Genomic DNA, 23,749 nt, shown 5'->3' on the forward strand with positions numbered 1-23,749 from the left:
CTCGACCGGCGTGTGCGCCGGATCGCGGCGACGGCCGGTCAAGGCGCGACACGACGTGCGGCAACCCGCCCGCCACTCGCCGGACGGACTCACGCGCCGAAAAGACACAGCCCCCATGCAGCGCAACGCCGCATGGGGGCTCGACGCCGGCCGGTGCGCGCCGCCTACCGCTTCCTCGCCTTCGCGGCCTTCGCCGTATCCGCGAGGATCTTCCCGACCCGCTCCACGCAGGTTTCGGTTCCGAACCGGCGCACCGCCGTCGCACGCCCGCTCGCGACGAGCCGCTCGCGCAGCGCGCCGTCGCGTTTCAGCGCATGCAGCGCATCGGCCAGCGCGGCGACATCGCCCGGCTCGCACAGCAGGCCGTTGTCCCCGTGCTCGACGATCTCGACGACGCCGCCCGCGCGGGCCGCGACGACCGGCCGGCGCGCGAGCATCCCCTCGACGATCACGCGCCCGAACGGCTCGGGCGTGATCGACGTGTGCGCGACGACGTCGACCGCCGTCATGCAGGCGGCCACGTCGCGCTGGAAGCCGAGGAAATGCACGCGCGCGGCCATCCCGTGCCGCGCGACGATTTCATGCAGTTGCGCCGCGTACGCGTCCTCGCCGAACAAGGGTGCGCCGACCAGCACCACGTGCATGTCGGGGTGCCGCGCGGCGGCCTCCAGCAGCACGTGCTGCCCCTTCCAGCGCGCGAGACGGCTGAACGAGCCGACGAGCCATGCCTCCGCGGGCAACCCGAGGCGCGCGCGCAGCGCGGCCTGGCCGACACCGTCCAGCGCATCGAACGGCTCGGCCGAAATGCCGTTGAACACGACGTCGACATGCTGCGGCGTGAAGCCCGTCAGCGCGCGGAACGCCTGTGCGGACGCGTCGGAATTCGCGATCACGCGCGTGACGCCCAGTCGCGCGCAGTACTTGATCGCCAGCAGTTGCTTGCCGCCGAAATGGTCGGTGCTGACGATGTCGCGCAGATGCCAGACCACCGGCTTGCGCGCGAGCCGCCCGGCCAGCGCGGCGACCACCATCGCACGCTGCGTGTTCGCGTAGATCACCTCGGCGCGGCGCGCGCGCCGCGCGACGTCGCGCACCAGCCGCACGAGCTGCCGCAACGCGCCGGCCGACACGCCGCCCTGCTTGCGCACGCCCGCGAGCGCGCCCTGGTCCACCACGTCGACCCGCGCGCCGATCTCGTCGAGCGCCGCGCGGAACGGGCCGTCGTCGAACAGCAGCACGTCGGCGTGCGCGTGCATGTGCTTCATGATCTCGAGCAACGACAGCTCGGCGCCGCCGAGCACGCCGCTCTGGTCGAGCACGAGGGTCGCCGGTCCGCGCGGGGCCGGCAATGGCGCGGCGGCCGCACCGCGCCGCGCGGTCGAGCCGGGCAGCACGGCTTCGACATAGTCGAGAAAGCGCTGCCGGAACGTATCGGCGGAAAACCGTTCGGCGTTCGCCCGGCACGCGGCCGGCGTGAAACGTTGCGGCGCGCGCTCGAAATCGTCGACGGCCGCGACGATCGCATGCGGCGTCTGTTCGTCGAAGAACAGCCCGGTCGGGGCCGCGGTCGATTGCGGATCGAGCACGGTTTCGAGCGCGCCGCCCTTGCCGTAGGCGATCACGGGCGTGCCGCACGCCTGCGCCTCGACCACCGAGATGCCGAAATCCTCCTCGGCGGCGAACACGAACGCCCTGGCGCGCCGCATCCGGTCGTGCAGCACCGCGAACGGCTGGTAGCCCATGATCTCGACGTTCGGGCCAGCCTTCGCGCGGATCTTCTGCATCTCGGGGCCGTCGCCGATCACGACGAGCCGGCGCCCGGGCGTGCGCGAGAACGCGTCGACGATCAGGTCGATCTTCTTGTACGGCACCATCCGCGACGCGGTCAGGTAGAAATCCTCCTTCTCGACGTTCAGCGAAAACGCATCGACGTCGACCGGCGGGAAGATCACCGCCGCGTCGCGGTGATAGACCTTCCTGATGCGCCGCGCGATGAACGCGGAATTCGCGACGAAGGCGTCCACCGCGTTCGCGGTGCGCGTATCCCAGTTGCGGATGTAATGCAGGATCATCCGCGCGAGCAGCGATTTCGGCCCGTGCGCGAGGTTCGACTGCGCCAGATACTGATGCTGCAGGTCCCACGCATAGCGGATCGGCGAATGCACGTAGCTGATGTGCACCTGGTCCGGCCCGGTCAGCACGCCCTTCGCGACCGCGTGGCTGCTCGAGATCACCAGGTCGTAGTCCGACACGTCGAGCTGCTCGATCGCCAGCGGCATCAGCGGCAGGTAGCTGCGGTACCGGGTGCGCGCGAACGGCAGCTTCTGGATGAACGACGTCGTGACCGGCTTGCCGCGCACGAACGCACGGTCGTCGAGGAAATCGACGAGGCTGAACAGGTCGGCGTCGGGAAAGCACGCGACGATCTGTTCGAGCACGCGCTCGGCGCCGGCATAGGTGACGAGCCAGTCGTGGACGATCGCCACGCGCGGCGTGCGGGCCGGCTGATATGCGCCGGCCCGCCCGGCCGGCGCGGCACGGCGCAGCGCGGCGGCCTCGCCCGCTTCGGCCACGGCCGCGTCGGCGGCGGCGAGATTCAATACGGCGTGTTCCGCCAGATCGCGATTCATGCTGTTTTCCTCGGATTGAGACGGACAAGCAGGTCGAGCGCGAGCGCGCGCAGCCCCGGCGTCATCGCAAGCGACCACGCGACGTTCAGCACCAGCACGACCGCGCACAGGCCGATCGACCGGACCAGCTCCGGCCACGCCTGCGCCAGCAACAGGCTCGCGAGCAGGAAGGCCAGGTGCGCGAGCATGTCGAGCACGATCGCGCGCATCCGGATCGCCGACAAGGCCAGCAGCACGCCGTAGTCCACGAGCGCGCGCGCCGCGACGACCACGGCCGCGCCGGTCAGCCCGAAGTGATGGATGCCGAACCACAGTCCGCCGACGAAGAACGGCATCTCGACGAGTCCGGCGAATGCCGCGCGGGCCGGGTTGACCTGCGACTGGATCAGGATCCGCATGACGCTCGCCTGGCCGACGAGCCAGACGCTGATCACCAGCACGCGGCCGACCGGCGCCGAATGCGCGGCGAGATCGGCGCCGACCCACAGCGTGAGGAACGGCGCGAGCGCGAAGATCGCGACGATGCCGACCGGCGTGAAGACGCCGTTCAGGAACTCCAGCGACTGGCGCGCAAGCGTGTCCGCATGATCGCGGCCGACCGCCGACAGGCGCGGGAACAGCGTGCGCACGAGCGCATTCGGCAGCATGTTCAGGCGCGTGACGAGGTTCTGCGGCACCGTGTAGTAGGTCACGAACTTCGCGCCCATGCCGGCGCCGAGCATCACGCGGTCGAGGGTGTCGGCGATCATGCCGGTCGTGCTCGCGATCAGCATCCAGCCGCCGAAGTTGAACAGCCCCTTCGCGGTGCCCCACTGCGGCGGATCGATGCGCCGGATCCCGAGCACCCTGATGCTCGCGTGGCCGAGCATCGCCGCCGCGATCAGGCGCGCGACGACCGCCGCGGCAAGCACCGTCTGCAGGTTCGGCGCGATCCACCACGCGGCGCCGAGCGGCAGCAACTGGAACAGGAACGTGCCGATCGTCTGGTTGGTGTTGAACACGCCGAATCGCTCCGCGCCGTTGATCGCGCCGGCGAACACCCACGACACGTTCGCCAGCGGAATCGCGAGCGCGAGCCACGGCAGCGCGCGATACACCTCGTGCTGCATCGCGACCGACACCTTCGTGAAATACGCGGTGTAGACGAACGCGCCGAAATAGATCAGCAGCCCGCCCACGACGCCGGTGCCGAGGTTCAGCCAGAACGCGCTCCAGAACACGCGCGCGCTTTCGTCCGCGTCGCCGCTCGCGAGCGCCTTCGAGATGTGGTTCTGCGCGGCCATGCTCATCCCGAGATCGAGGATTCCGAAATAGCCGATCAGCGTCCACACGAGGCTGACGACGCCGTAGCGTTCGACGCCGAGCGCGTGGATATACGCGGGCACGGTCACCAGCGACACGAAGGTCGGCAGGATCAGCCCGATGAAGTTGATCGATACGTTCTTGAGAATGCCCTTGTCCATGCGCCCGCCCGTCACGGTTTCCAGCGATACATCAAGACCTTGCCGCGCGCGTCTTCCTCGACGAACACGAGGTACTCGCCGTTCTCGCGCCGGAACGCGCTGATGCCGAACGGCACGTCGACCCAGCCCGACGCCTTGCCGACTTCCGCGCCGGGGCTCATCACGCCGGCTTCCTTGCCGGTTTCCTTGTCGTACACGTGGATCTTGCCGACCGGCTCCACCGCGAAGAGATAGCGGCCCTCGACCGTGATGCCGATCAGGTCGAAGATCGGCTTCGCGTCGAGCTGCCACGGCAGCGCGACCTGGTAGCGCACCGCCGGCGAGCCGGTCGACCACTTGTCGAAGCGCACCAGCACGCGGCCGACTTCCTTGTTGATGCCCGCCTGCGGCGGCGCGTCGGCCGTGTAGCCGGTCACGTACAGCGTGTCCGCCTGCGCGTCGTAGATCGCGCGGCGCAGCTGCGTGAACGGCTGCGGCATCGGATAGGTCGTGACCTTGTCGTACGCGTAGATCGGGTTGCCGGCCTTGTCGACGCCGCCGTACCGGAAGCGGTGGATGCCGCGCACGTCGCTCGTGCGCCAGATGTCGCCCTTCGTGTCGACCCACCAGCCCCAGCCGCCCGCCTTCGCGTTGCCGGTCGTGTTGAGCTCGAACTCGTCCGCGTCGAGGCGGCCGTTGCCGTTCGCGTCGCGCCACAGCCAGTCGCCGCCGGGCGGCTTGTTCGGCACCTTGTCGACCGGCCGCGCCCGGCCCGCGATCAGCCCGGACGGAATCGCGACTTCGCCGTCGCGCTTCGCGTCGAAGCGGTAGATTTTCAGATGATCGGCGTACATGTCGGTCAGGTACAGGAACGTGCGGCCGTCGACGCGGCGCGCGATCGGCAGGCCCGGCCACTGGTCCGTGTGGAACACCGGATCGTCCGGGTACCTGAAGCGGTTCGACAGGAAGCCGACGTATTTCCAGTCCTGGCCCGGCGGCTTCGACAGGTCGAGCTCGAAGCGTTTGTTGCCCGTGTACACGCTGTTCGGCCGCGCCGGGTCGAGCCACGCGCCGTCGACGAACAAGAGCCCCTGCACCTGCCAGCGCGGCTTGCCGTCCGGCGTGTAGCTTTCGAGCACCGCGCCGAGCCCCGCGCCGATCGTGTCGTGACGCGGCCCGACGCCGTTCATCGAGACATACACGTTGCCCGCGCGGTCGACGCCGACGCCCGTCAGCCCGTTGAAACGCCGCGGCCCCGGCCGCCCCGGCACCGGGCCCGCGAAGATGCCGCCGCGCTCGCCGAGCGTGCCCGACTGCGCATAGCCCTTGCCGCCTTTCGAGAAGATCAGGATCTGCTGGCGCGGCCCGTTGTCCGCCACGAACACGCGCCCTTTCGCGTCGACGGCCACGTCCACCGCGTCGGTATCGTCGGGCAGCGCAGGGGCGTCGGCGAGCCTGCTGCCGTCCGCGCGCACGTGCACGAGGCGTGCGGGCCCGCCAATCGTGTCCGTCAGCAGCCACAGCGTGCCGTCGCCCGCGAGTGCGATGCGGCCCGGCTCGTGTGCGCTCCACGTGCCCTTCTGCTGCATCGTCTCGGCGTCGTAGACGTCCACCGCGTCGCGCGCCGGATTCGTCGCGAACAGCGTACGGTCGTCGGCCGCGAGGCCGCCGACCTCCGCCCGCTGCTCGCCCACGTCCGACCGCGCGGGGGCCGGCACCTCGTTGACCATCATGAAGCTCGCGGCCATCCGCGCGCGACCGGCGTCGGCGCGGCCGCCCGGCGCGGCCTGCGGCGCCGCGCGAAACGGCGCGGGCTGCTTCATGTCGCCGATCGTGCGACGCGAAATGCCGAACCACTGCTTGCCCTTGTCCGGCCAGATGCCCGGCGACTGCAGGTGGCCGCGCTCGTTGCCGACGCCGATCGCGACGTACGCGTACTTGGCATTTACCGCGATCGCGCTGCCGCCGAGGTTGCCCCAGCCATGCGTGCCGCCCGCGAAGCCGAGCATCCTGCCGTCCTGGTAGACGCTCGCCTCGGCCCCGCTCTCGTCCCACGGCGCATTCGTATACACCTTGCCTTCCGGCGTGACCGCGATCGCGCGGATGTCGATCTGCGTCCAGCTGCCGTCGCCATAGCCGAACGTGTTGCCGATCCACGAGGTGGTCGCCGGCAACACCGTCTCGGCCGGCGCGGTGCTCGCCACCAGCGCCGCGCCTGCCGTGATGCCTGCCAGAATCAGACGTCGCAATGCGCTTCTCCAGACTCGATGCGGACGCGACCGGCGCTGCCGCAGACTACCGCCGGCGCACCCGGTCGCGAAATGGGTTTCAAACGTCGCGATGCAGGTTACAAGCAAAAATAATCACAAGAAATTTGGAAATATTTGCGGATGTTTCCGCACGAAATATCGAACCGGAACGAATGACGAACGGCACTCGAATACGGCAACAACGACCGTCTTTCTCTCGCCGCCCTGTAGAAAATGCCGCTCCGCGCCGCCGTTCAAGGCCGGCCGGACGCCAGGTCTTTCACGCCACGGCCGGAATAACCGGCATTTGCCCGTTTTCCGCCGGATAAACGACGCGCGTTTTTTTGCCGATTTCTTTTCCCTAGAATCGATTCCGATTCGATATTTCATTTAAACGCATGCATTACGTACACGCATCGGACATGCGACCCGCCGCGGGTCGCCACGGAGCGGCGCGATGACGGCCGTCCCGCGCCCCGGGCATCTCGCCCCGCCGCAACCCGGCCGCATCGTGCAGCTCGACGGGCTGCGCGCGATCGCGGTGGGCGCCGTATTCCTGCAGCACGCGCTGAAAGCGCCGCTGTGGATGGGCGTCGACCTGTTCTTCGTGCTGAGCGGCCTGCTGATCACCGGCATCCTGCTCGATCGCAAGGCGCGCGGGCAGTCGTACTTCGGCCACTTCTACGCACGCCGCGCGCGCCGCATCCTGCCGCCGTACGTGCTGCTGCTGGCGGCGTCGACGCTCCTGTTCGGCGCGGGCTGGCTGCCGCACTGGCCGTGGTTCGCGTTTTTCTCGACCAATATCGGGCTGTCGCTCGGCAGCATCGGACACGACAGCCTGAACGTGCTGTGGTCGCTCGCGGTCGAGGAGCAGTTCTACATCTTCTGGCCGTTCGTCGTGCTGTGGTGTTCCGAGCGCGCGCTGCCGTGGGTCGCCGTCGCGCTGATCGTCGCCGCGCCGGTGCTGCGCGCGATCGCGACACCGTGGTTCGACTCGTTCTGGCCGATCTACTACCTGACGCCGTTCCGGATGGACCTGCTCGCGGCCGGCGCGCTGCTCGCGATCGTGCTGCGCCGCGACCGCCGCGCGCTGGAGCCGCTCTACCCGCTCGCGATCGCCGGCGTGCTCGTGTCGCTCGCGATCCTCGGCTGGCTGCACCTGTCGTTTCCGCGCTTTCGCGCCGCCAACACGCCGCTGTCGAATGCGGCGCTCTACAGCCTCTCGCTGCTGCTGTGCACGTCGATCGTCGTGATCGCGCTGCGCGGCCGCGGCGTCGTGCAGCGCGTGCTGGCCAACCCGGTGCTCGTCTACGTGGGCACCGTGAGCTACACCGTGTACCTGATCCACCTGAGCGTGCTGTATGCGCTGTGGCCGCTGCACCTGAACCGCCTCGTCACGGCCGCGCTCGCCCTCGCGCTCACGCTCGCGTACGCAACCCTGAGCTGGTACGGCTTCGAACGGCGCCTGACACGCGGCCCCGCGCGCCGCGCGCTGCCGGCCGCCGCCGGGACGGCCGCCTGAATTCCACCCTCCATCGTTTCGACCAGGACATCGCCATGAGCCAGACACGCAAGAAGGCCGTCATTACCGGGATCTCGGGACAGGACGGCGCGTACCTGACCAAGCTGCTGCTCGACAAGGGCTACGAGGTCACGGGCACCTATCGCCGCACCAGCTCGGTGAATTTCTGGCGCATCGCCGAGCTTGGCTGCGATACGCACCCGAACCTCGCGCTCGTCGAGCACGACCTGACGGACCCCGGCTCGAGCCTCCGCCTGCTCGAGCGCACGCAGCCCGACGAGCTGTACAACCTGGCCGCGCAGAGCTTCGTCGGCGTGTCGTTCGACCAGCCGGCGACAACTGCCGACGTGACCGGCATCGGCCCGCTGAACCTGCTCGAGGCGATCCGCGTCGTGAGCCCGAAGACGCGCTTCTACCAGGCGTCGACGTCCGAGATGTTCGGCAAGGTGCAGTCGGTTCCGCAGACGGAGGCGACCTCGTTCTATCCGCGCAGCCCGTACGGCGTAGCGAAGCTGTACGCACACTGGATGACGGTGAACTACCGCGAGTCGTACGGGCTGTTCGGCAGCAGCGGGATCCTGTTCAACCATGAATCGCCGCTGCGCGGCCGCGAATTCGTCACGCGCAAGATCACCGACACCGTCGCGAAGATCGCGCTGGGCAAGGCGACCCGCCTCGAACTCGGCAACCTCGACGCGAAGCGCGACTGGGGTTTCGCGCTCGAATACGTCGAAGGCATGTGGCGCATGCTGCAGGCCGACGAGCCCGACACCTACGTGCTCGCGACCCATCGCACCGAGACCGTGCGCGACTTCGTGCGGATGGCGTTCGCGGCCGCCGGCTACCAGATCGAATGGACCGGCAAGGGCGAGCAGGAGCGCGGCCTCGACGCGTCGAACGGCAACGTGCTCGTCGAAGTGAACCCGAAGTTCTACCGCCCTGCCGAGGTCGACCTGCTGATCGGCTGCGCGGACAAGGCCAGGGCCAAGCTCGGCTGGGTGCCGAAGACGACGCTCGAACAGCTTTGCCAGATGATGGTCGAGGCGGACCTGACGCGGAATCGGCGCCATGACACGTTCTGACAGCGGGCGCGCGTCGCGCCGGGCGTTCGTCACGGGCCTGACGGGCTTCACCGGCCGCTACATGGCCGAACGCCTGCAGGCGGCCGGCTACGATGTCTGGGGCACGATCGCGCCCGGCGCCGCGCGCCCCGACGATCCGGCGTTCGCGCTCTGCACGCTGCTGCCCGTCGACTTGCTCGACGCCGAAACGATGCGCGCCGCCGTGGCCGATGCGCGGCCCGACGCGGTCGTGCATCTGGCCGCGCGCGCGCATGTCGCGCAGGACGCGCCGTCGCAGACCTATGCGGTCAACATCGTCGGCACGCGCAACCTGCTGGCCGCGCTCGCGGGCCTCGACCGCCGCCCGTCCGCCGTGCTGCTCGCCAGCAGCGCGAACGTCTACGGCAACTCGACGGCCGGCGTGCTCGACGAAACCGCCGCGCCCGCCCCGGCGAACGACTATGCGGTCAGCAAGCTCGCGATGGAATATGCGGCGCGGCTATGGGCCGACCGGCTGCCGATCGTGATCGCGCGACCGTTCAACTACACGGGCGTCGGCCAGGGCGACGCGTATCTGCTGCCGAAGCTCGTCGCGCACTATGCGCGCAACGCACCGCGGATCTCGCTCGGCAACCTCGACGTGCGCCGCGATTTCTCCGACGTGCGCGACGTGACTGCCGCGTATCTGAAGCTGCTCGAGGCCGCGCCGGCCGGCGAGACGTTCAACGTCTGCTCGGAGCGCGCGTATTCGCTGAAGGAGGTGCTGGCGATGCTGTCGCGCATCGCCGGCTACGTGATCGACGTGACGGTCGATCCGCGCTTCGTGCGGCACAACGAAGTCAGGACCCTGAGCGGGTCGCGCGACAAGCTGCGGCACGTGGTGGGCGAGCAGCCGGTCACGCCGCTCGAAGCAACGCTGCGGTGGATGATGGACGCGATGCGCGACGCGCCACCCGGGCATGCCGGCTGAATCCGGCAGCGCGCACGATGGCGGGCGCGGAACGGTTTCCCTGCCGCGGAACGAAAAACGGGCCGCTCCATCGAGCGGCCCGTCGTCATGCCGGTGCTGAAACCGGTCGTCCCGCTCAGCCCTCGAGGCCGCGCGCGAGATCCTTGCGCAGGTCGCCCGCGTCCTCCAGGCCGACCGACAGCCGGATCAGCCCTTCGCTGATTCCCGCTGCCGCGCGCGCTTCCGGCGTGATGCGGCCGTGCGTGGTCGTTGCCGGATGCGTAATGGTCGTACGCGTATCGCCGAGATTGCCGGTGATCGAGATCAGCTTCGTGTTGTCGATCACGCGCCACGCATTCGCACGCTGCTGTTCGGGCGTGTCGCCCTTCAGCTCGAACGACAGGATCGCACCGCCCGCCTTCTGCTGGCGCTTCGCGAGCGCGTGCTGCGGATGCGATTCGAGGCCCGGATGAAACACCCGCGCGACCGCCGGATGCGCATCGAGCCAGCGCGCGATCTCCAGCGCGTTCGCCGATTGCTTCTCGACGCGCAGCGACAGCGTCTCCATCCCCTTCAGCAGCACCCACGCGTTGAACGCCGACAGCGTCGGGCCCGCGCTGCGCACGAACGGGAACACCTTGCCCACGATGAATTCCTTCGAGCCGACCAGCGCGCCGCCGAGCACGCGGCCCTGCCCGTCGAGGAATTTCGTCGCCGAGTGCATCACGACATCCGCGCCGAGCTTCAGCGGCTGCTGCAGCACCGGGCTGCAGAAACAGTTGTCGACGACGAACAGCGCGTTCGCGGCCTTTGCGATCCGGCCGATCGCCTCGATGTCGGCGAGTTCGGTCAGCGGGTTCGACGGCGTCTCGAGGAAGAACATCTTCGTCTCGGGCCGCACGGCTTCCTGCCATGCATTCAGGTCGGTCGGATCGACGAAGGTCGTCGTGATTCCGAACTTGTTGAAGATCTGCGAGAACATCCCGAGCGTCGAGCCGAACAGGCTGCGCGAGCTGACGAGGTGGTCGCCCGCCTGCAGCGCGGCCATCACGACCGACATGATCGCGGCCATCCCCGATGCCGTCGCGATGCACGCCTCGCCGCCCTCGAGCGCGGCGAGACGCTCCTGGAACATGGTGACGGTCGGGTTCGTGAAGCGCGAATAGGTGAAATAGTCTTCCGAATTCGCGAAGCGCTCGGCCGCTTCGGCGGCGCTCGAGAAACAGAAGCTCGACGTGAGGAACAGCGCTTCCGAGTGTTCGTTGAAGTCGCTGCGCAGCGTGCCCGCGCGCACGGCAAGCGTGTCGAAGTTGAGGGAGTCGTCCATGTTCCGTTTTCCGTATGCGATGGCCGCGCATCTCGCGCGGACCCGGTCAAAACCAGGCCAAAACAAAAAGCCCGCTATGCGTCGGCATCAGCGGGCTTCGGTGCGGTACGACAGCGATCGACTCGGGCCGGCTGCCGCCGGCCTTCGCTTTAGCTGTTTTGGGAAGTCGCCCCGCGTCCGCAAGCTGATATCAAATCGACGCAAGGCCACATCCTATCACGCTTCGGCAAACGCGTGCGCCGGGGTCACTCGACCGACAGCTGCAGGTTCATCTGCGAACGCTCGGTGTCGCCTGCCGTGTCGCGATCGGCCTGCGACGCCGGGGCGAGGCGCGCGCGTTCGATCGCATCGAGATACTCGGGCGTCACGGCGCCGGTGATGTAGTTGCCGTCGAAGCACGACGCCTCGAAGCCTTCGAGCTTCGGGTTGATGTCGCGCACCGCGCGGCGCAGGTCGTCGACGTCCTGGTAGATCAGGTGGTCGGCGCCGATGATCTTCGCGACTTCGTCGTCGGTGCGGCCGTGCGCGACGAGTTCGCCGCGCGTCGGCATGTCGATGCCGTACACGTTCGGGAACTTCACGGGCGGCGCCGCCGACGCGAAGATCACCGACTTCGCGCCCGCATCGCGCGCCATCTGCACGATTTCATGCGAGGTCGTGCCGCGCACGATCGAGTCGTCGACGATCAGCACGTTCTTGTCCTTGAACTCGATGCTCATCGCGTTGAGCTTCTGGCGCACCGACTTCTTGCGCACGGCCTGCCCCGGCATGATGAACGTGCGGCCGACGTAGCGGTTCTTGAAGAAGCCCTCGCGATACTCGACGCCGAGCTTCGCGGCGACCTGCATCGCGGCCGGGCGCGACGAATCGGGAATCGGCATCACGACGTCGATCGGCACGTTCGGCAGTTCGCGCTTGATCTTCTCGGCGAGATAGTCGCCCATGCGCAGGCGCACGTTGTAGACCGGCACGCCGTCGAGGCACGAATCCGGACGCGCGAGATACACGTATTCGAACATGCACGGGTTCAGCGTCGGCTGCTCCGCGCATTGCTGGCTGTGGAAGTTGCCGGCCTTGTCGATGAAGATCGCCTCGCCCGGCTGCACGTCGCGGACGAACTCGAAGCCGATGCCTTCGACGGCCACCGATTCCGATGCGACCATCCATTCGGTGCCGTGCTCGGTCTCGAGCTTGCCGATGCAGAGCGGGCGGATGCCGAACGGGTCGCGGAACGCGAGCAGGCCGTAGCCGGCGATCAGCGACACGATCGCGTACGAGCCCTGCAGGCGGCGGTGCACGCCCGACACCGCCTTGAACACCGAGGCCGGATCGAGTTCGAGGCCCGTGGTCGACAGTTGCAGCTCGTGCGCGAACACGTTGAGCAGCACTTCGCTGTCGGAATTGGTGTTGATGTGCCGGCGGTCGATCCGGAACATCTCGTCCTTCAGTTGCTCCCAGTTCGTCAGGTTGCCGTTGTGCGCAAGGATGATCCCGAACGGCGCGTTCACGTAGAACGGCTGCGCCTCGGCCTCGCTCGACGCCGAGCCGGCCGTCGGGTAGCGCACCTGGCCGATGCCGTAGGTGCCGGGCAGGCTGCGCATGTTGCGCGTGCGGAACACGTCGCGCACCATGCCGTTCGCCTTGTACATGTGGAAATTGCTGCCGTCCGCCGTCGCGATGCCCGCCGCGTCCTGACCGCGATGCTGCAGCAGCAGCAGGCTGTCATAGATCAGCTGGTTGACCGGGGATTGGGAGATAACGCCTACGATGCCGCACATGGCATGTCCTTCAGAATGACAAAATCGGTTCCGTCCTGCCCGGCCGCGTCGTCACACGCGTACGTACTGGGCCATGCCGTCGGGCAGGAGCTGCTTCAGCTCGTGCACGCCCTGCTCGGCAATAGGACGCAATAGCGCATTGCGCCAGAAATCCTGTTTGGGCAGCTCGGTCAGCCCGGCCGCCGCGACCAGCAGCACTACCAGCACGCAGCCGCGGACGAGCCCGAACATCATGCCCAGCGAGCGGTCGACGCCGCCCAGGCCGCTCGCCTGCGCGATCCGCGACAGCAGCGCGTTTGCGACGCCGGCGACCAGCACGACGCCGATCACGAGCACCGCGAAGGCGATCACCCACTGCGTCAGCGCGCCGCCCGGCCAGTTCGCCGGAATGTACGGCACGACCAGCCCGACGTAGCGGCCCGCGATCACGATCGCCGCGATCCAGCCGATCAGCCCGAAAATCTCCGAGACGAAGCCGCGCCACGCCCCGCGCAGCGCCGACAACGCAATCACCGCCAATACAGCGTAGTCGAAAGCCGTCAGCATCGTGCGTTATTGCGTCAGACCGGCTTCGCGCACCTTCGCGATCGCGGCGGAGGCCGCCGCGCGATCCGCGAACGGGCCGGCCCGCAACAGTGTAGCCGTGCTGCCGTCCGCCTGCTTGCGATGCTCGACATATGCGGGCACGCCCGCCGATTTCAACTTGGTGGCCCACGAGCGGGCCGTCGCGTCGTCCTTGAACGACCCGAGCTGCACCGCGAAGCGCGCACCGGCCGGCGACGCCGGCGACGACGCATCGCCGTCGTCCGGGCTCGCGGTGTCGGCGTTCGCGACGGTCGCGGGCGCCGGCTTCGGCGCGGCCGGTTTTGCCGCGGGTGCGGCCGGCTTCGCCGCGGGCTTCGGCGGCGCAACGCTTGCCGTGGTCGTCGTATCGGGCTTCGCGGCCGGCTGGACGGCGTCCTGCGGCGCGGGCGCCGGAGCGGCCGCGACGGTGGTGTCGGAAGCCGGCGGCTCGTCGTGCGCGACGCCTGCCTGCACGTCGGACGCGTCGTCGTCACGCGGTGCGGCCGCCTGATGCGCGGGCCGGTTCGGAATGTCGATCGCGATATCGTCCGTCACCGGCTTCGGGTGCGAATCGAGCACCATCGGCAGCACGATCACGGCGGCGACGACGAGCGCGATCGCGCCGACGAGGCGACGGCGCGCGCGTTGCTTTTCTGGAAGGGTCGGATCGAGGAGCAGTGTGTCCGATTCCGGACGCTCGGTGCGGCGTGAGCGTCGCTCGACGCGTTCAGTGCGCTCCGTGCGCACGTTCCGGGAGGCCCCGGTACGACCGCCGCGCCGCGGGGGCGCGTCGTCGTCTTTTTTGCCGAACGAGAAAATTCCCATGAATGGCTGAGTCCGAAACTGCCCGTCAGTCAGTGTTGCTGCGATTTACGGTAGGCCAGCACGCCGGCAACCGTATGGAAACTGCCGAAAACCACGATTCTATCATTCTCGGATGCTCTTTTTAGTGCATCGCGAAACGCTTCGGCGGGCGACGCGTAGCGCGTCACGCTCGAATCGGGCCCGTCCTCCACGCCCGCCTTGCGCAGCGCCGCTTCGAGCTGCTCCGCGGAAGCCGCGCGCGGCAGCGGCAGGTCGGTCACGCACCAGTGGTCGATCTCGCCCTTCAGGTGCTGCAGCACGCCGTCGATGTCCTTGTCGCGCATCGCGCCGAACACCGCGTACGTGTACGGGAAGAAGCCCATGTTGCCGAGGTTCTGCTCGAGCACGGCCGACGCATGCGGGTTGTGCGCGACGTCGAGCACGATCGCCGGCTTGCCCGGCAGCACCTGGAAGCGCCCCGGCAGCTCGACGTTCGCGAGCCCGAGCCGGATGTCCTGCGCGGACACCGGCAGCACCGGGCGCAGCGCTTCGAGCGCGGCGAGCGCGGCCGACGCATTGATCAGCTGGTTCGCGCCGCGCAGCGCCGGATAGGCCAGCGCCGGATAGCGTTTCTCGCGGCCGAGGTAGCTCCACTGCTGGCGCTCCGCGCCTGCCTGCGCCTCGTAGCGGAAATCGCGGCCGACGAGCCACAGGTCGGCGCCGATCGCTTCGGCGTGGTCGATCAACGTCTGCGGCGCGGCCGGATCGCCGCAGATCGCCGGCTTGCCGGCGCGGAAGATCCCGGCCTTCTCGAACGCGATCTTCTCGCGGGTGTCGCCGAGATACTCGGTATGGTCGATGTCGATGCTCGTGACGATCGCGCAATCGGTATCGATGATGTTGACCGCGTCGAGCCGGCCGCCGAGGCCGACTTCGAGGATCACCGCGTCGAGCCCGCGCGACGCGAACAGATGCAGGATCGCGAGCGTCGTGAATTCGAAATACGTGAGCGACACGGGCTGGGGCAGCGACGTGCGCGCGGCCTCGACCGCCTCGAAGTGCGGCAGCAGTTCGTCGTCGGCGACGTTCTGCCCGTTCACGCGCGCGCGCTCGTTGAATTCGAGCAGGTGCGGCGACGTATGGCAGCCGACCTTGTAGCCGGCGCGCACGAGGATCGTCTCGAGGAACGCGCAGGTCGAGCCCTTGCCGTTCGTGCCGCCGACCGTGATGACGGGGCACGCGAATTCGAGCTGCAGCGCCGCCTTGACCTGCCCGATGCGGGTCAGGCCCATGTCGATGCCGACCGGGTGCGCGCGTTCGAGATGCGAAAGCCACGCGTCGAGAGTGGGAAAAGTGCTCATCGGATCAAATCTGGATCGGGACCGCCACTACGCCAAAAAAACGAAGCGCGCCGCCCGGCGCTGACACCGGGCGACGCGCAGTACGCCTACCCTCGCGCCGGTCAGGCCAGCGCGTCGGCCGGCTGTCGCTGCAGCAGCGCGAGCAGCTGGGCGATCTCGTCGCGCAGCTTGCGACGGTCGACGATCATGTCGATCGCGCCCGTCTTCAGCAGGAACTCGGCGCGCTGGAAGCCTTCCGGCAGCTTCTCGCGCACCGTCTGCTCGATCACGCGCGGGCCGGCAAAGCCGATCAGCGCCTTCGGCTCGGCGATCACGACGTCGCCGAGGAACGCGAAGCTGGCCGACACGCCGCCCATCGTCGGGTCGGTCAGCACCGAGATGAACGGCAGCTTCGCTTCGGCCAGCTTGGTCAGCATCGCGGTGGTTTTCGCCATCTGCATCAGCGACAGCAGGCTTTCCTGCATCCGCGCGCCGCCCGAGGCGGTGAAGCAGATGAACGGCACCTGCTGCTCGAGCGCGTTCTGCGCGCCGCGCGCGAAGCGCTCGCCGACGACCGAACCCATCGAGCCGCCCATGAACGAGAACTCGAAGCAGGCCGCGACCACCGGCAGCGTGTGGATCGCACCGCCCATCACGACCATCGCGTCGGTCTCGCCCGTGTCGTCCATCGCTTCCTTCAGACGATCGGGATACTTGCGGCTGTCCTTGAACTTCAGCGTGTCGACCGGCACGATTTCCTGGCCGATTTCGTAGCGGCCTTCCGGATCGAGCAGCCCGTCGAGGCGCTCGCGCGCGCCGATGCGCATGTGGTGGTCGCACTTCGGGCACACGTGCAGGTTCGCATCCACGTCGTTGCGGTACAGCACGGCCTCGCAGGACGGGCACTTGACCCACAGGCCTTCCGGAATGCCCTTGCGGCTTTTCGGGTCGGTCTGCTTGATCTTCGGCGGCAACAGTTTGTCGAGCCAGCTCATCGTATGGTTTCCTGTTCCGTGGCGGGCCGGGCCGCATGGCCCGCCCGCTTCCTGTGTTGGGTTTATCGCGCCGTCGTGCCCGCGCCGTCCAGGGCGGCGCGCAGCTCGGCGATGAAAGCCTTCAGCGCGGCGGCCGCGCCTTCCGGCGCAGCGCTTTCGAGCAGTTGCACGAGACGGCTGCCGATCACGACGGCGTCGGACACCTCGGCCACCGCGCGCGCCGTTTCGGCGTCGCGGATACCGAAGCCGACGCCGACCGGAACCGGCACGCGCGACTTGATGGCCGGGATTTTACCCGCAATGCTCGAAACATCCAGATTTCCCGCGCCGGTCACGCCCTTGAGCGACACGTAATACACGTAGCCGCTCGCGATCTTGCCGACGTCGGCGATGCGTTCGTCGGTCGACGTGGGCGCGAGCAGGAAGATCGGATCGATCTGCGCGGCGCGCATCTTCTCGGCGAACACGCCGGCCTCTTCCGGCGGATAGTCGACGACGAGCACGCCGTCGACGCCGGCCGCACGGGCTTCGGCCGCGAACGCGTCGACCCCCATCCGTTCGATCGGGTTCGCATAGCCCATCAGCACGACGGGGGTTTTGGGGTCGGTTTCGCGAAAGCGCTTCACGTCGGCGAGCACGCTTTTCAGCGTGACGCCGCGCGCCAGCGCGCGCTCCGACGAGCGCTGGATCACGGGGCCGTCGGCCATCGGGTCCGAGAACGGCACGCCGAGCTCGATCACGTCCGCGCCGCCGGCGGCGAGCGCGTGCATGAATTCGACGGTCCGGGCGGGATCGGGATCGCCGGCCGTGATGAACGGGATCAGGCCCTTACGGCCTTGTTCGGCGAGCGCGGCGAAGGTCTGCTGAATACGGGACATGGCAATTTTCCTGTGTCGATCCGGAGCGGGCGCTTCAGTGCCCGCCCCGGTCTCATACAAAGTATGCGTTCGGCGATGCGGCGGCGCGAATCACGCGCACGCCGGCGCGGCGAGCGCGCTCACGCGCTCGTGCGCGATCGCACAATAGCTTTCGTTGATCTCGTAGCCGACGAAGTCGCGCCCCTGCCGTGCGCAGGCCACCGCGGTCGTGCCGCTGCCCATGAACGGATCGAGCACGCGGCCGCCCGGCGGGCAGCTTGCGAGCACCATCCGCTCGATGATTTCCAGCGGCTTCTGGGTCGGATGATCGACGCGCTCCGCGTGCTGCCGGTGCAGGCGCGAGACCGACCAGACGTCCTTCGGGTTGTAGCCCATCTCCAGCCACTTGCTGCCTTCGAACAGCTTGCGCGAGCGGGCCTTCTTCGTATCGGCGTCGTACGGGATGCGGACCGGATCGAGATCGAAGTAATACGCCCTGGAAACCGCGAAAAAGCCGATGTTGTCGTGCACCGACGTGAAACGGCGCGTCGTGCCGCCCATGCTCGGCACGCGCCGGTCCCAGATGATCTCGTTGACCATCGTGAGCTTCGTCTTCAGGAAACTGAAGATTTCGGGCGCGTACTGCCAGGTGCAGAAGATGTACATCGACCCGCTCGGCTTCAGCTTCGGAATCGCGAGCTCGAGCCACTCGCGCGTCCACGCGAGGAAGTCGTCGCCCGAACGCTTGTCCGAGTCGTTGCCGTAGTCCTTGCCGAGCCCGTACGGCGGATCGGCGACGATCAGGTCGATCGACGCATCCGGCAGATGAGCGGCATCGGTCAGGAAATCGCGGTTATGCAGTTCGATACCGGACGGCAGCGCGCGCGGCGCGGCGGCGGGCTGAACCGCCTCCGCCCCGCTCGCGGCACCGCCGCCCGGCTCTTCGATCAGGTCACGCATCGGTCGGGTCAGAGCTCGATGCCCGATCGCTCGGCGACCGTGTGCATGTCCTTGTCGCCTCGGCCCGACAGGTTGACCAGCAGGATCCTGTCCTTCGGCAACGTCGGCGCGAGCTTCACGCCGTACGCGATCGCGTGGCTCGACTCGAGCGCGGGGATGATCCCCTCGATCCGGCAGCAGTCGTGGAACGCCTTCAGCGCTTCCTCGTCGGTGATGCCGACGTACTGCGCGCGGCCGCTGTCCTTCAGCCATGCATGCTCGGGGCCGACGCCCGGATAGTCGAGCCCCGCCGACACCGAATGCGTCTCGATGATCTGGCCGTTGTCGTCCTGCAGCAGGTAGGTGCGGTTGCCATGCAGCACGCCCGGGCTGCCGGCGATCAGCGACGCCGCGTGACGGCCCGTATCGAGGCCGTCGCCCGCCGCCTCGACGCCGATCAGCTGGACCGACGCGTCGTCGATGTACGGGTAGAAGATGCCCATCGCGTTCGAGCCGCCGCCGACGCAGGCGATCACCGCGTCGGGCTGCCGCCCCGCGAGCTCGGGCATCTGCACCTTGCACTCGTCGCCGATCACGCGCTGGAAGTCGCGCACCATCATCGGATACGGGTGCGGGCCCGCGACCGTGCCGATGATGTAGAACGTGTTCTCGATGTTCGTGACCCAGTCGCGCATCGCTTCGTTCAGCGCGTCCTTCAGCGTGCGCGAACCCGATTCGACCGGCACGACCGTCGCGCCGAGCAGCTTCATCCGGTAGACGTTCGCGGCCTGGCGGCGCACGTCCTCGGAGCCCATGTAGACGACGCACTCCATCCCGAAGCGCGCGCAGATCGTCGCGGTCGCGACGCCGTGCTGGCCGGCGCCCGTCTCCGCGATCACGCGCTTCTTGCCCATCCGCTTCGCGAGCAGCGCCTGGCCGATCACGTTGTTGATCTTGTGCGCGCCGGTGTGGTTCAGGTCCTCGCGCTTCAGGTAGATCTGCGCGCCGCCGAGCGTCTCGCTCCAGCGCTGCGCGTGGTAGATCGGCGACGGACGGCCGACGAAATGCTTCAGCTCGCGCTCGAATTCAGCGACGAAGCCGGGTTCGTTCTGGAATTTTTCATACGCCGCGCGCAGCTCGTCGAGCGCGTGAATCAGCGTCTCGGCGACGAACAGGCCGCCGTAAGGGCCGAAGTGGCCGCGATCATCAGGAAGGTTGTACATGGTGTCTCTCTCGATCGGTCGATGCGCCCCGCTTTCGGAGCCGCACCGGCTTGCATCACCCGGCGTCCGCCTCGCGCACCGCGCGTACGAACGCCGCCATCCGGGCGTGATCCTTCACGCCCTTCGCGCCCTCCACTTCGATGCCACTCGAGACATCGACAGCAAACGGGCGCAACTGGCGGATCGCATCACCGACGTTTTGCGCGCTCAAGCCACCACTCAAAACGGCCCGATGCGCGAGCTCTGCGGGAATAAGAGACCAATCGAAGACCTTGCCGCTACCGCCGTAGTCCGGCACCAGGGTGTCGAACAGGAGGCCGCGCGCTTTCGAATAATGAAGACCCGATTCTACCAAATCGGCCGATTGCGTCGAGGGGCCGACGCGCAGCGCGCGCAGCCACGGCAGACGCGCCGCGCGACCGAGCGACTCGCACTGTTCGGGCGTCTCGTCGCCGTGGAACTGCAGCAGCGTGAGCGGCACCTCCCGCGCGACGGCCTCGATCTCGGCTTCGGACGCATTCACGAACAGCCCGACCACCGACACGAACGGCGGGGCCAGGCTTGCCAGCTCGGCCGCCTGCGCGATCGTCACCGCGCGCGGGCTTTTCGGGTAGAACACCAGGCCGATCGCATCGGCGCCGAGCGCCGCCGCGTGCAGCACGTCCTCGGGACGCGACAGCCCGCACAGCTTGACGCGCGTGCGCGGCGACAGGCCGGCGGCGGAAGTCGGGGAAGACACGGCGTGATCCGTCATGATTGAGGGTCCAGATCGGCCCAGACGCTGCTCCACGGCACGCTGCCGAGCTGCGCGGGCGGGACGGCGAATTCCGCCGGGTAGCCGACATGGGCGAGATACAGCCCGTCGGCCATGAACGTGGGCGCCGCGAGGTTGCGGTCGCGCCCGGCCAGCACGTCGGCCAGCCAGTCGGCCGGGTAGCGGCCGCGCCCGACCGCGACGAGGCAGCCCATCAGGTTGCGCACCATGTGGTGCAGGAACGCGTTCGCGCGGAAGCGGAAATGGATGAAATGCCCCGCGCGCCGCACGTCGATCTGGTACAGGTGCTTGACCGGCGTCTTCGACTGGCATTCCGACGACCGGAACGACGAGAAGTCGTGCTCGCCGATCAGGTGCGCGGCGGCGGCGCGCATCGCGTCGTCGTCGAGCGGCGTGTGGATCCAGCCCGCGCGTCCGGCCAGCATCGGCGAACGCACGGGATGCACGTACAGCGCGTAGTAATAGGTGCGCTCGAACGCCGAGAAGCGCGCATGGAACGTGTCCGGCATCGGCTTCGCCCACTGCACCGACACGGTCGGCGGCAGGAACGCGTTGGTGCCGCGCACCCACGAGAATACCTCGCGTTCGAGCCCGGTGTCGAAGTGCACGACCTGCCCGAGCCCGTGCACGCCCGTATCGGTCCGGCCGGCGACCGTCGTGTGCAGCGGCACCCGCGCGAACTCGGCCAGCGCACGCTCGAGCCTGTCCTGCACGGTCTTGCCGTGCGGCTGCGCCTGCCAGCCGCAGAACGCGGCGCCGTCGTACTGGACGCCCAGCGCGATCCGCATCACGCCTCTTCCGCCAGTTTCGCGAGCAGCGCGCGCGCAGGGTCGCGCGTCGCGGCGTCGTTCGCGTCGACCACTTCCTGCAGCAGCGTCCGCGCGCCGGACAGGTCGCCCAGCTCGACATACTCGGACGCGAGATCGAGCTTGTTGCGCGCGATGCGGGCCAGCTCGCCCGGCGTCAGCGCGGGCAGCTCGGCGCCCGGCGCGGCCGGCAGGTCGAGATCGAAATCGAGCTTCAATGCGCCGAACTGCGCGCCGCCGAGCGGCGGCAGCGACGACGTCGCAAACGGGCCGCCGGCGCGGCCGGCGGGAGGCGCCGCGTCCAGATCCAGGTCCGGGTCCCAGTCGAACTCGTCGCCCTGGCCGGCCGGATGTTCCGGGGCCAGGTCCGGCGCGCCCATCGGCGGGTGCGAGGCGACTTGACCGTTAGTTGCGAATTTATCCGCGCCCGACTGTGCGGCCTGCGCGACCGGCTCGCCCGCCGCCGACAACGGCTCATCCGCCGTGCGCGGCGGCAACGGCATGTCGAGGCTGCTAAGCGCGCTGATCGCGTTCTGCATCAACGCCGCGTGCTGCGCTTCGGTTGCGGCCGGTGCGGCTGGTGCGGCTGGTGCTGCGGCCGGTGCCGCAGTCAGGGGCTCGGTCGAGGCTTCGGCCGGGATCGTGGTCGAGATATCGGCCGAGGTTTCAGTCGGAGTCTCGGCCAGAGTCTCGGTCGGCGCCTTGGCCAAGGTGTCAGCCGGGGTGTCGGCCGGGGTGTCGGTCGAGGCTTCGGTCGAGGCTTCGGTCGAGGCTTCGGTCGAGGCTTCGGTCGAGATCTTGGTCGACGTCTCGACCGGGATCTCAGTCGGGGTCTCGGTCAGGGCTTCGATCGGCGCCTTGGTCGACGTCTCGCCCGAAGCTTTGGCCACGGCTTCAGCCTGAGCTTCAGCCCGCGCCTCGACCGGCGTTTCGATCGACATCCCTGCCTGCGTATCACCCGGCTTTCCGGTTGCCGCTTCCTCGGTCGACTCGGCTTCGAGCTGCACCGGAGCCGCCCCCATCGCGCGCGACGCTGCGGCGTGAACGGGCGGCAATTCCGGCTGCGCGTCATGCGGCTTCGTCACTTCCGGCGTCCGCGCCGTATCCGCATCGTGCGTCTCGACCGTCTCCGCCGCCGCGGCAGTCGCCGCAGCAAGGTTCATGTCGGAAGCCGCGTCGCGTGCGACCGGCATTTCGGGCCGGATCGGCAGATCCTGCTCGACGGACGGCGCCGCCTCGGTTTCAGCCGCCGCGTCACCGCCCGCCGCCCCTGCGGCGGCCGTCGTACCCGTATCGTCCGTGCGCCGGCCATTCCGGCGCCTGCGCCATGCAAAACCGGCCGCAAGCGCGATCACGGCCGCGCCGGCGACCGCGACCGGACGCCAGTCCATCTGCCCGGCACTGCGTGCAGGCGCGACCGTCTGCGCGGGCGCCGGCGCCGGCTGCACCGCGCTGGCCGCCACGCCGGATGCGGCTTCGCCCGGCGTCGGCGCGACGGCGGACGCACCCGCGTCGCTCCCGGCCGGACGCGGCGCGACGGGCGTCGGCGCGACGTCGTTCTTCGCGGCCGGCTTGCCGATGCCGTGCGCCTGCAACTCCATCAGCACGCGGTTCTTCAGCGCCAGCAGTTGCTGCAGGCTCGAAGGCCGCGGCTGCGACGCACCCGCGACGGGGGCCGCGGTCGCCGGTTCGTGTGCGCCCGGGACCGGGCTGCCCGCCGCGGGCGCGATCGCGGCCTCGCTCGCGGACGACGGCCCCGACTGGATCGCGCCGCTCCACACGTGCGGACCGCTTGCCCCGCCGACGGACGCCGCCGGCTGCCCGCTTTCGACAACCGACGCGCCATGCGCGGCCGACGCGCCGACCGGCGCCATCGCACCGGCGACCTGTGCAACGCTCGCCCCGCTCACCGGCGCCGCATGCGCGGCCGGCGCCACCGGCGCGGCTTGCACGGCCGACCCCGGGTGTGCGGCGGATGCGCCATGCTGCGCGCTCGCCGCACCGCCCGACGCGGCAGCGGGTGCGGCGGCGGCCGCCGTACCCGACGCGCCGGACGCCGCCACCGGCACGAGCGCCGCGCCCGTCGCGTCGAGCGCGGGCACGGCCAGCGTCGCGCCGACCCTCAGGCGACTCGCGTCGCGCTTCATGAACGCCTGCGGATTGGCGTCGAACAGCGCGCGGCCGGCGCGTGCAAGCACGACCGGATCGTGCGATTGCGTGACCGCTTTCGCGATGTCGTTCAGCGACTGGCCCGGCTGGACCGTCACGGTAAGCGGCGCGGCGCCGCCCGCGGCGGACGCCGGCTGCTCGCCGGCGCCGGCCGCCCAGGTCGATGCGGTTGCGCCGAGCGCCAGGATCGTCAGCGCACCACACACGGCGCGTGACAGACGGGACTGACGCGGAAACAAGGAAATTCGGGACATCGTTGGCTCTATCGCCGCGCGCGGGCGCGGTCTGGATTCGCGGTTGGAAGCGTCAATAAGGTTGC

18 protein-coding genes are annotated in these 23,749 nt (G+C 68.9%); 3 read left to right on the plus strand and 15 right to left on the minus strand.

What is annotated here, in order from left to right; genetic code table 11:
* Positions 1 to 164 precede the first annotated feature (164 nt).
* The 3 genes from GQ57_RS15720 to GQ57_RS15730 are packed head-to-tail and all read right to left on the minus strand — an operon-like array spanning position 165 to position 6,321.
* Positions 165 to 2,630 (minus strand): glycosyltransferase family 4 protein, encoded by a 2,466-nt coding sequence (locus GQ57_RS15720; protein WP_034198335.1) that lies wholly within the window; start codon positions 2,628 to 2,630, stop codon positions 165 to 167.
* Positions 2,627 to 4,093: a flippase gene (locus tag GQ57_RS15725; RefSeq protein WP_034198336.1), complete on the minus strand. Its 1,467-nt coding sequence runs from the start codon at positions 4,091 to 4,093 to the stop codon at positions 2,627 to 2,629. The genes GQ57_RS15720 and GQ57_RS15725 overlap by 4 nt, the downstream gene beginning before the upstream one ends.
* Before the next feature lie 11 nt (positions 4,094 to 4,104).
* A complete protein-coding gene (locus GQ57_RS15730) occupies positions 4,105 to 6,321 on the minus strand; it encodes a hypothetical protein (protein WP_031402288.1) in 2,217 nt (738 codons plus the stop codon).
* A 457-nt stretch (positions 6,322 to 6,778) separates the two neighbouring features.
* Between GQ57_RS15730 and GQ57_RS15735 the strand changes: the two genes are divergently transcribed.
* Genes GQ57_RS15735 through GQ57_RS15745 form a run of 3 tightly spaced genes read left to right on the plus strand, consistent with a single transcriptional unit; the run spans position 6,779 to position 9,874 of the window.
* Positions 6,779 to 7,843, plus strand: a complete 1,065-nt coding sequence (locus GQ57_RS15735) for an acyltransferase family protein (RefSeq protein WP_034198337.1) — start codon at positions 6,779 to 6,781, stop codon at positions 7,841 to 7,843.
* Between the two features lie 35 nt (positions 7,844 to 7,878).
* On the plus strand, positions 7,879 to 8,925 hold the full coding sequence (gmd, locus tag GQ57_RS15740; RefSeq protein WP_034198338.1) for a GDP-mannose 4,6-dehydratase: 1,047 nt from the start codon (positions 7,879 to 7,881) through the stop codon (positions 8,923 to 8,925).
* Positions 8,912 to 9,874, plus strand: a complete 963-nt coding sequence (locus tag GQ57_RS15745; protein WP_034198339.1) for an NAD-dependent epimerase/dehydratase family protein — start codon at positions 8,912 to 8,914, stop codon at positions 9,872 to 9,874. Before gmd ends, GQ57_RS15745 begins: the two co-directional genes overlap by 14 nt.
* Before the next feature lie 115 nt (positions 9,875 to 9,989).
* Here GQ57_RS15745 and GQ57_RS15750 read toward each other — a convergent pair whose 3' ends face one another.
* The 12 genes from GQ57_RS15750 to GQ57_RS15805 all read right to left on the minus strand — a co-directional run bounded on the left by GQ57_RS15750 (position 9,990) and on the right by GQ57_RS15805 (position 23,684).
* A complete protein-coding gene (locus tag GQ57_RS15750; protein WP_031402292.1) occupies positions 9,990 to 11,180 on the minus strand; it encodes an O-succinylhomoserine sulfhydrylase in 1,191 nt (396 codons plus the stop codon).
* A 245-nt stretch (positions 11,181 to 11,425) separates the two neighbouring features.
* Positions 11,426 to 12,958, minus strand: coding sequence for an amidophosphoribosyltransferase (purF, locus tag GQ57_RS15755; RefSeq protein WP_031402293.1), 1,533 nt, complete (start codon positions 12,956 to 12,958; stop codon positions 11,426 to 11,428).
* 51 nt (positions 12,959 to 13,009) lie between these two features.
* Positions 13,010 to 13,504 carry a CvpA family protein gene (locus GQ57_RS15760; RefSeq protein ID WP_031402294.1) on the minus strand — a complete coding sequence of 165 codons (495 nt, stop codon included), beginning with the start codon at positions 13,502 to 13,504 and terminating at the stop codon, positions 13,010 to 13,012.
* Positions 13,505 to 13,510: 6 nt separating this feature from the next.
* Positions 13,511 to 14,347 carry an SPOR domain-containing protein gene (locus GQ57_RS15765; protein WP_034198340.1) on the minus strand — a complete coding sequence of 279 codons (837 nt, stop codon included), beginning with the start codon at positions 14,345 to 14,347 and terminating at the stop codon, positions 13,511 to 13,513.
* 29 nt (positions 14,348 to 14,376) lie between these two features.
* On the minus strand, positions 14,377 to 15,687 hold the full coding sequence (gene folC, locus GQ57_RS15770) for a bifunctional tetrahydrofolate synthase/dihydrofolate synthase (protein ID WP_031402296.1): 1,311 nt from the start codon (positions 15,685 to 15,687) through the stop codon (positions 14,377 to 14,379).
* A gap of 101 nt (positions 15,688 to 15,788) precedes the next feature.
* Positions 15,789 to 16,661 (minus strand): acetyl-CoA carboxylase, carboxyltransferase subunit beta, encoded by an 873-nt coding sequence (gene accD / locus GQ57_RS15775; RefSeq protein ID WP_011355716.1) that lies wholly within the window; start codon positions 16,659 to 16,661, stop codon positions 15,789 to 15,791.
* 62 nt (positions 16,662 to 16,723) lie between these two features.
* Positions 16,724 to 17,539: a tryptophan synthase subunit alpha gene (gene trpA / locus GQ57_RS15780; RefSeq protein ID WP_034198341.1), complete on the minus strand. Its 816-nt coding sequence runs from the start codon at positions 17,537 to 17,539 to the stop codon at positions 16,724 to 16,726.
* 90 nt (positions 17,540 to 17,629) lie between these two features.
* On the minus strand, positions 17,630 to 18,478 hold the full coding sequence (locus tag GQ57_RS15785) for a DNA-methyltransferase (protein WP_031402298.1): 849 nt from the start codon (positions 18,476 to 18,478) through the stop codon (positions 17,630 to 17,632).
* A gap of 8 nt (positions 18,479 to 18,486) precedes the next feature.
* Positions 18,487 to 19,680 (minus strand): tryptophan synthase subunit beta, encoded by a 1,194-nt coding sequence (gene trpB / locus GQ57_RS15790; protein ID WP_031402299.1) that lies wholly within the window; start codon positions 19,678 to 19,680, stop codon positions 18,487 to 18,489.
* A 55-nt stretch (positions 19,681 to 19,735) separates the two neighbouring features.
* Positions 19,736 to 20,434, minus strand: coding sequence for a phosphoribosylanthranilate isomerase (locus GQ57_RS15795; protein WP_034198342.1), 699 nt, complete (start codon positions 20,432 to 20,434; stop codon positions 19,736 to 19,738).
* On the minus strand, positions 20,431 to 21,243 hold the full coding sequence (truA, locus tag GQ57_RS15800) for a tRNA pseudouridine(38-40) synthase TruA (RefSeq protein WP_031402301.1): 813 nt from the start codon (positions 21,241 to 21,243) through the stop codon (positions 20,431 to 20,433). The genes GQ57_RS15795 and truA overlap by 4 nt, the downstream gene beginning before the upstream one ends.
* Positions 21,243 to 23,684: a FimV/HubP family polar landmark protein gene (locus GQ57_RS15805; protein ID WP_034198343.1), complete on the minus strand. Its 2,442-nt coding sequence runs from the start codon at positions 23,682 to 23,684 to the stop codon at positions 21,243 to 21,245. Before GQ57_RS15805 ends, truA begins: the two co-directional genes overlap by 1 nt.
* Positions 23,685 to 23,749 lie beyond the last annotated feature (65 nt).

This window comes from Burkholderia sp. MSh2 (assembly GCF_000731655.1).
In the GTDB taxonomy this organism is placed as follows: Bacteria; Pseudomonadota; Gammaproteobacteria; order Burkholderiales; family Burkholderiaceae; genus Burkholderia; species Burkholderia paludis.

Coding starts and splice junctions, on each gene's coding strand:
- GQ57_RS15750 (WP_031402292.1), bottom strand. CDS start 11,180: ATGGACGACTCCCTCAACTTCGACACGCTTGCCGTGCGCGCGGGCACG.
- trpA (WP_034198341.1), bottom strand. CDS start 17,539: ATGTCCCGTATTCAGCAGACCTTCGCCGCGCTCGCCGAACAAGGCCGT.
- GQ57_RS15725 (WP_034198336.1), bottom strand. CDS start 4,093: ATGGACAAGGGCATTCTCAAGAACGTATCGATCAACTTCATCGGGCTG.
- GQ57_RS15735 (WP_034198337.1), top strand. CDS start 6,779: ATGACGGCCGTCCCGCGCCCCGGGCATCTCGCCCCGCCGCAACCCGGC.
- trpB (WP_031402299.1), bottom strand. CDS start 19,680: ATGTACAACCTTCCTGATGATCGCGGCCACTTCGGCCCTTACGGCGGC.
- GQ57_RS15745 (WP_034198339.1), top strand. CDS start 8,912: ATGACACGTTCTGACAGCGGGCGCGCGTCGCGCCGGGCGTTCGTCACG.
- truA (WP_031402301.1), bottom strand. CDS start 21,243: ATGCGGATCGCGCTGGGCGTCCAGTACGACGGCGCCGCGTTCTGCGGC.
- accD (WP_011355716.1), bottom strand. CDS start 16,661: ATGAGCTGGCTCGACAAACTGTTGCCGCCGAAGATCAAGCAGACCGAC.
- GQ57_RS15720 (WP_034198335.1), bottom strand. CDS start 2,630: ATGAATCGCGATCTGGCGGAACACGCCGTATTGAATCTCGCCGCCGCC.
- folC (WP_031402296.1), bottom strand. CDS start 15,687: ATGAGCACTTTTCCCACTCTCGACGCGTGGCTTTCGCATCTCGAACGC.
- GQ57_RS15760 (WP_031402294.1), bottom strand. CDS start 13,504: ATGCTGACGGCTTTCGACTACGCTGTATTGGCGGTGATTGCGTTGTCG.
- purF (WP_031402293.1), bottom strand. CDS start 12,958: ATGTGCGGCATCGTAGGCGTTATCTCCCAATCCCCGGTCAACCAGCTG.
- GQ57_RS15765 (WP_034198340.1), bottom strand. CDS start 14,347: ATGGGAATTTTCTCGTTCGGCAAAAAAGACGACGACGCGCCCCCGCGG.
- gmd (WP_034198338.1), top strand. CDS start 7,879: ATGAGCCAGACACGCAAGAAGGCCGTCATTACCGGGATCTCGGGACAG.
- GQ57_RS15795 (WP_034198342.1), bottom strand. CDS start 20,434: ATGACGGATCACGCCGTGTCTTCCCCGACTTCCGCCGCCGGCCTGTCG.
- GQ57_RS15805 (WP_034198343.1), bottom strand. CDS start 23,684: ATGTCCCGAATTTCCTTGTTTCCGCGTCAGTCCCGTCTGTCACGCGCC.
- GQ57_RS15785 (WP_031402298.1), bottom strand. CDS start 18,478: ATGCGTGACCTGATCGAAGAGCCGGGCGGCGGTGCCGCGAGCGGGGCG.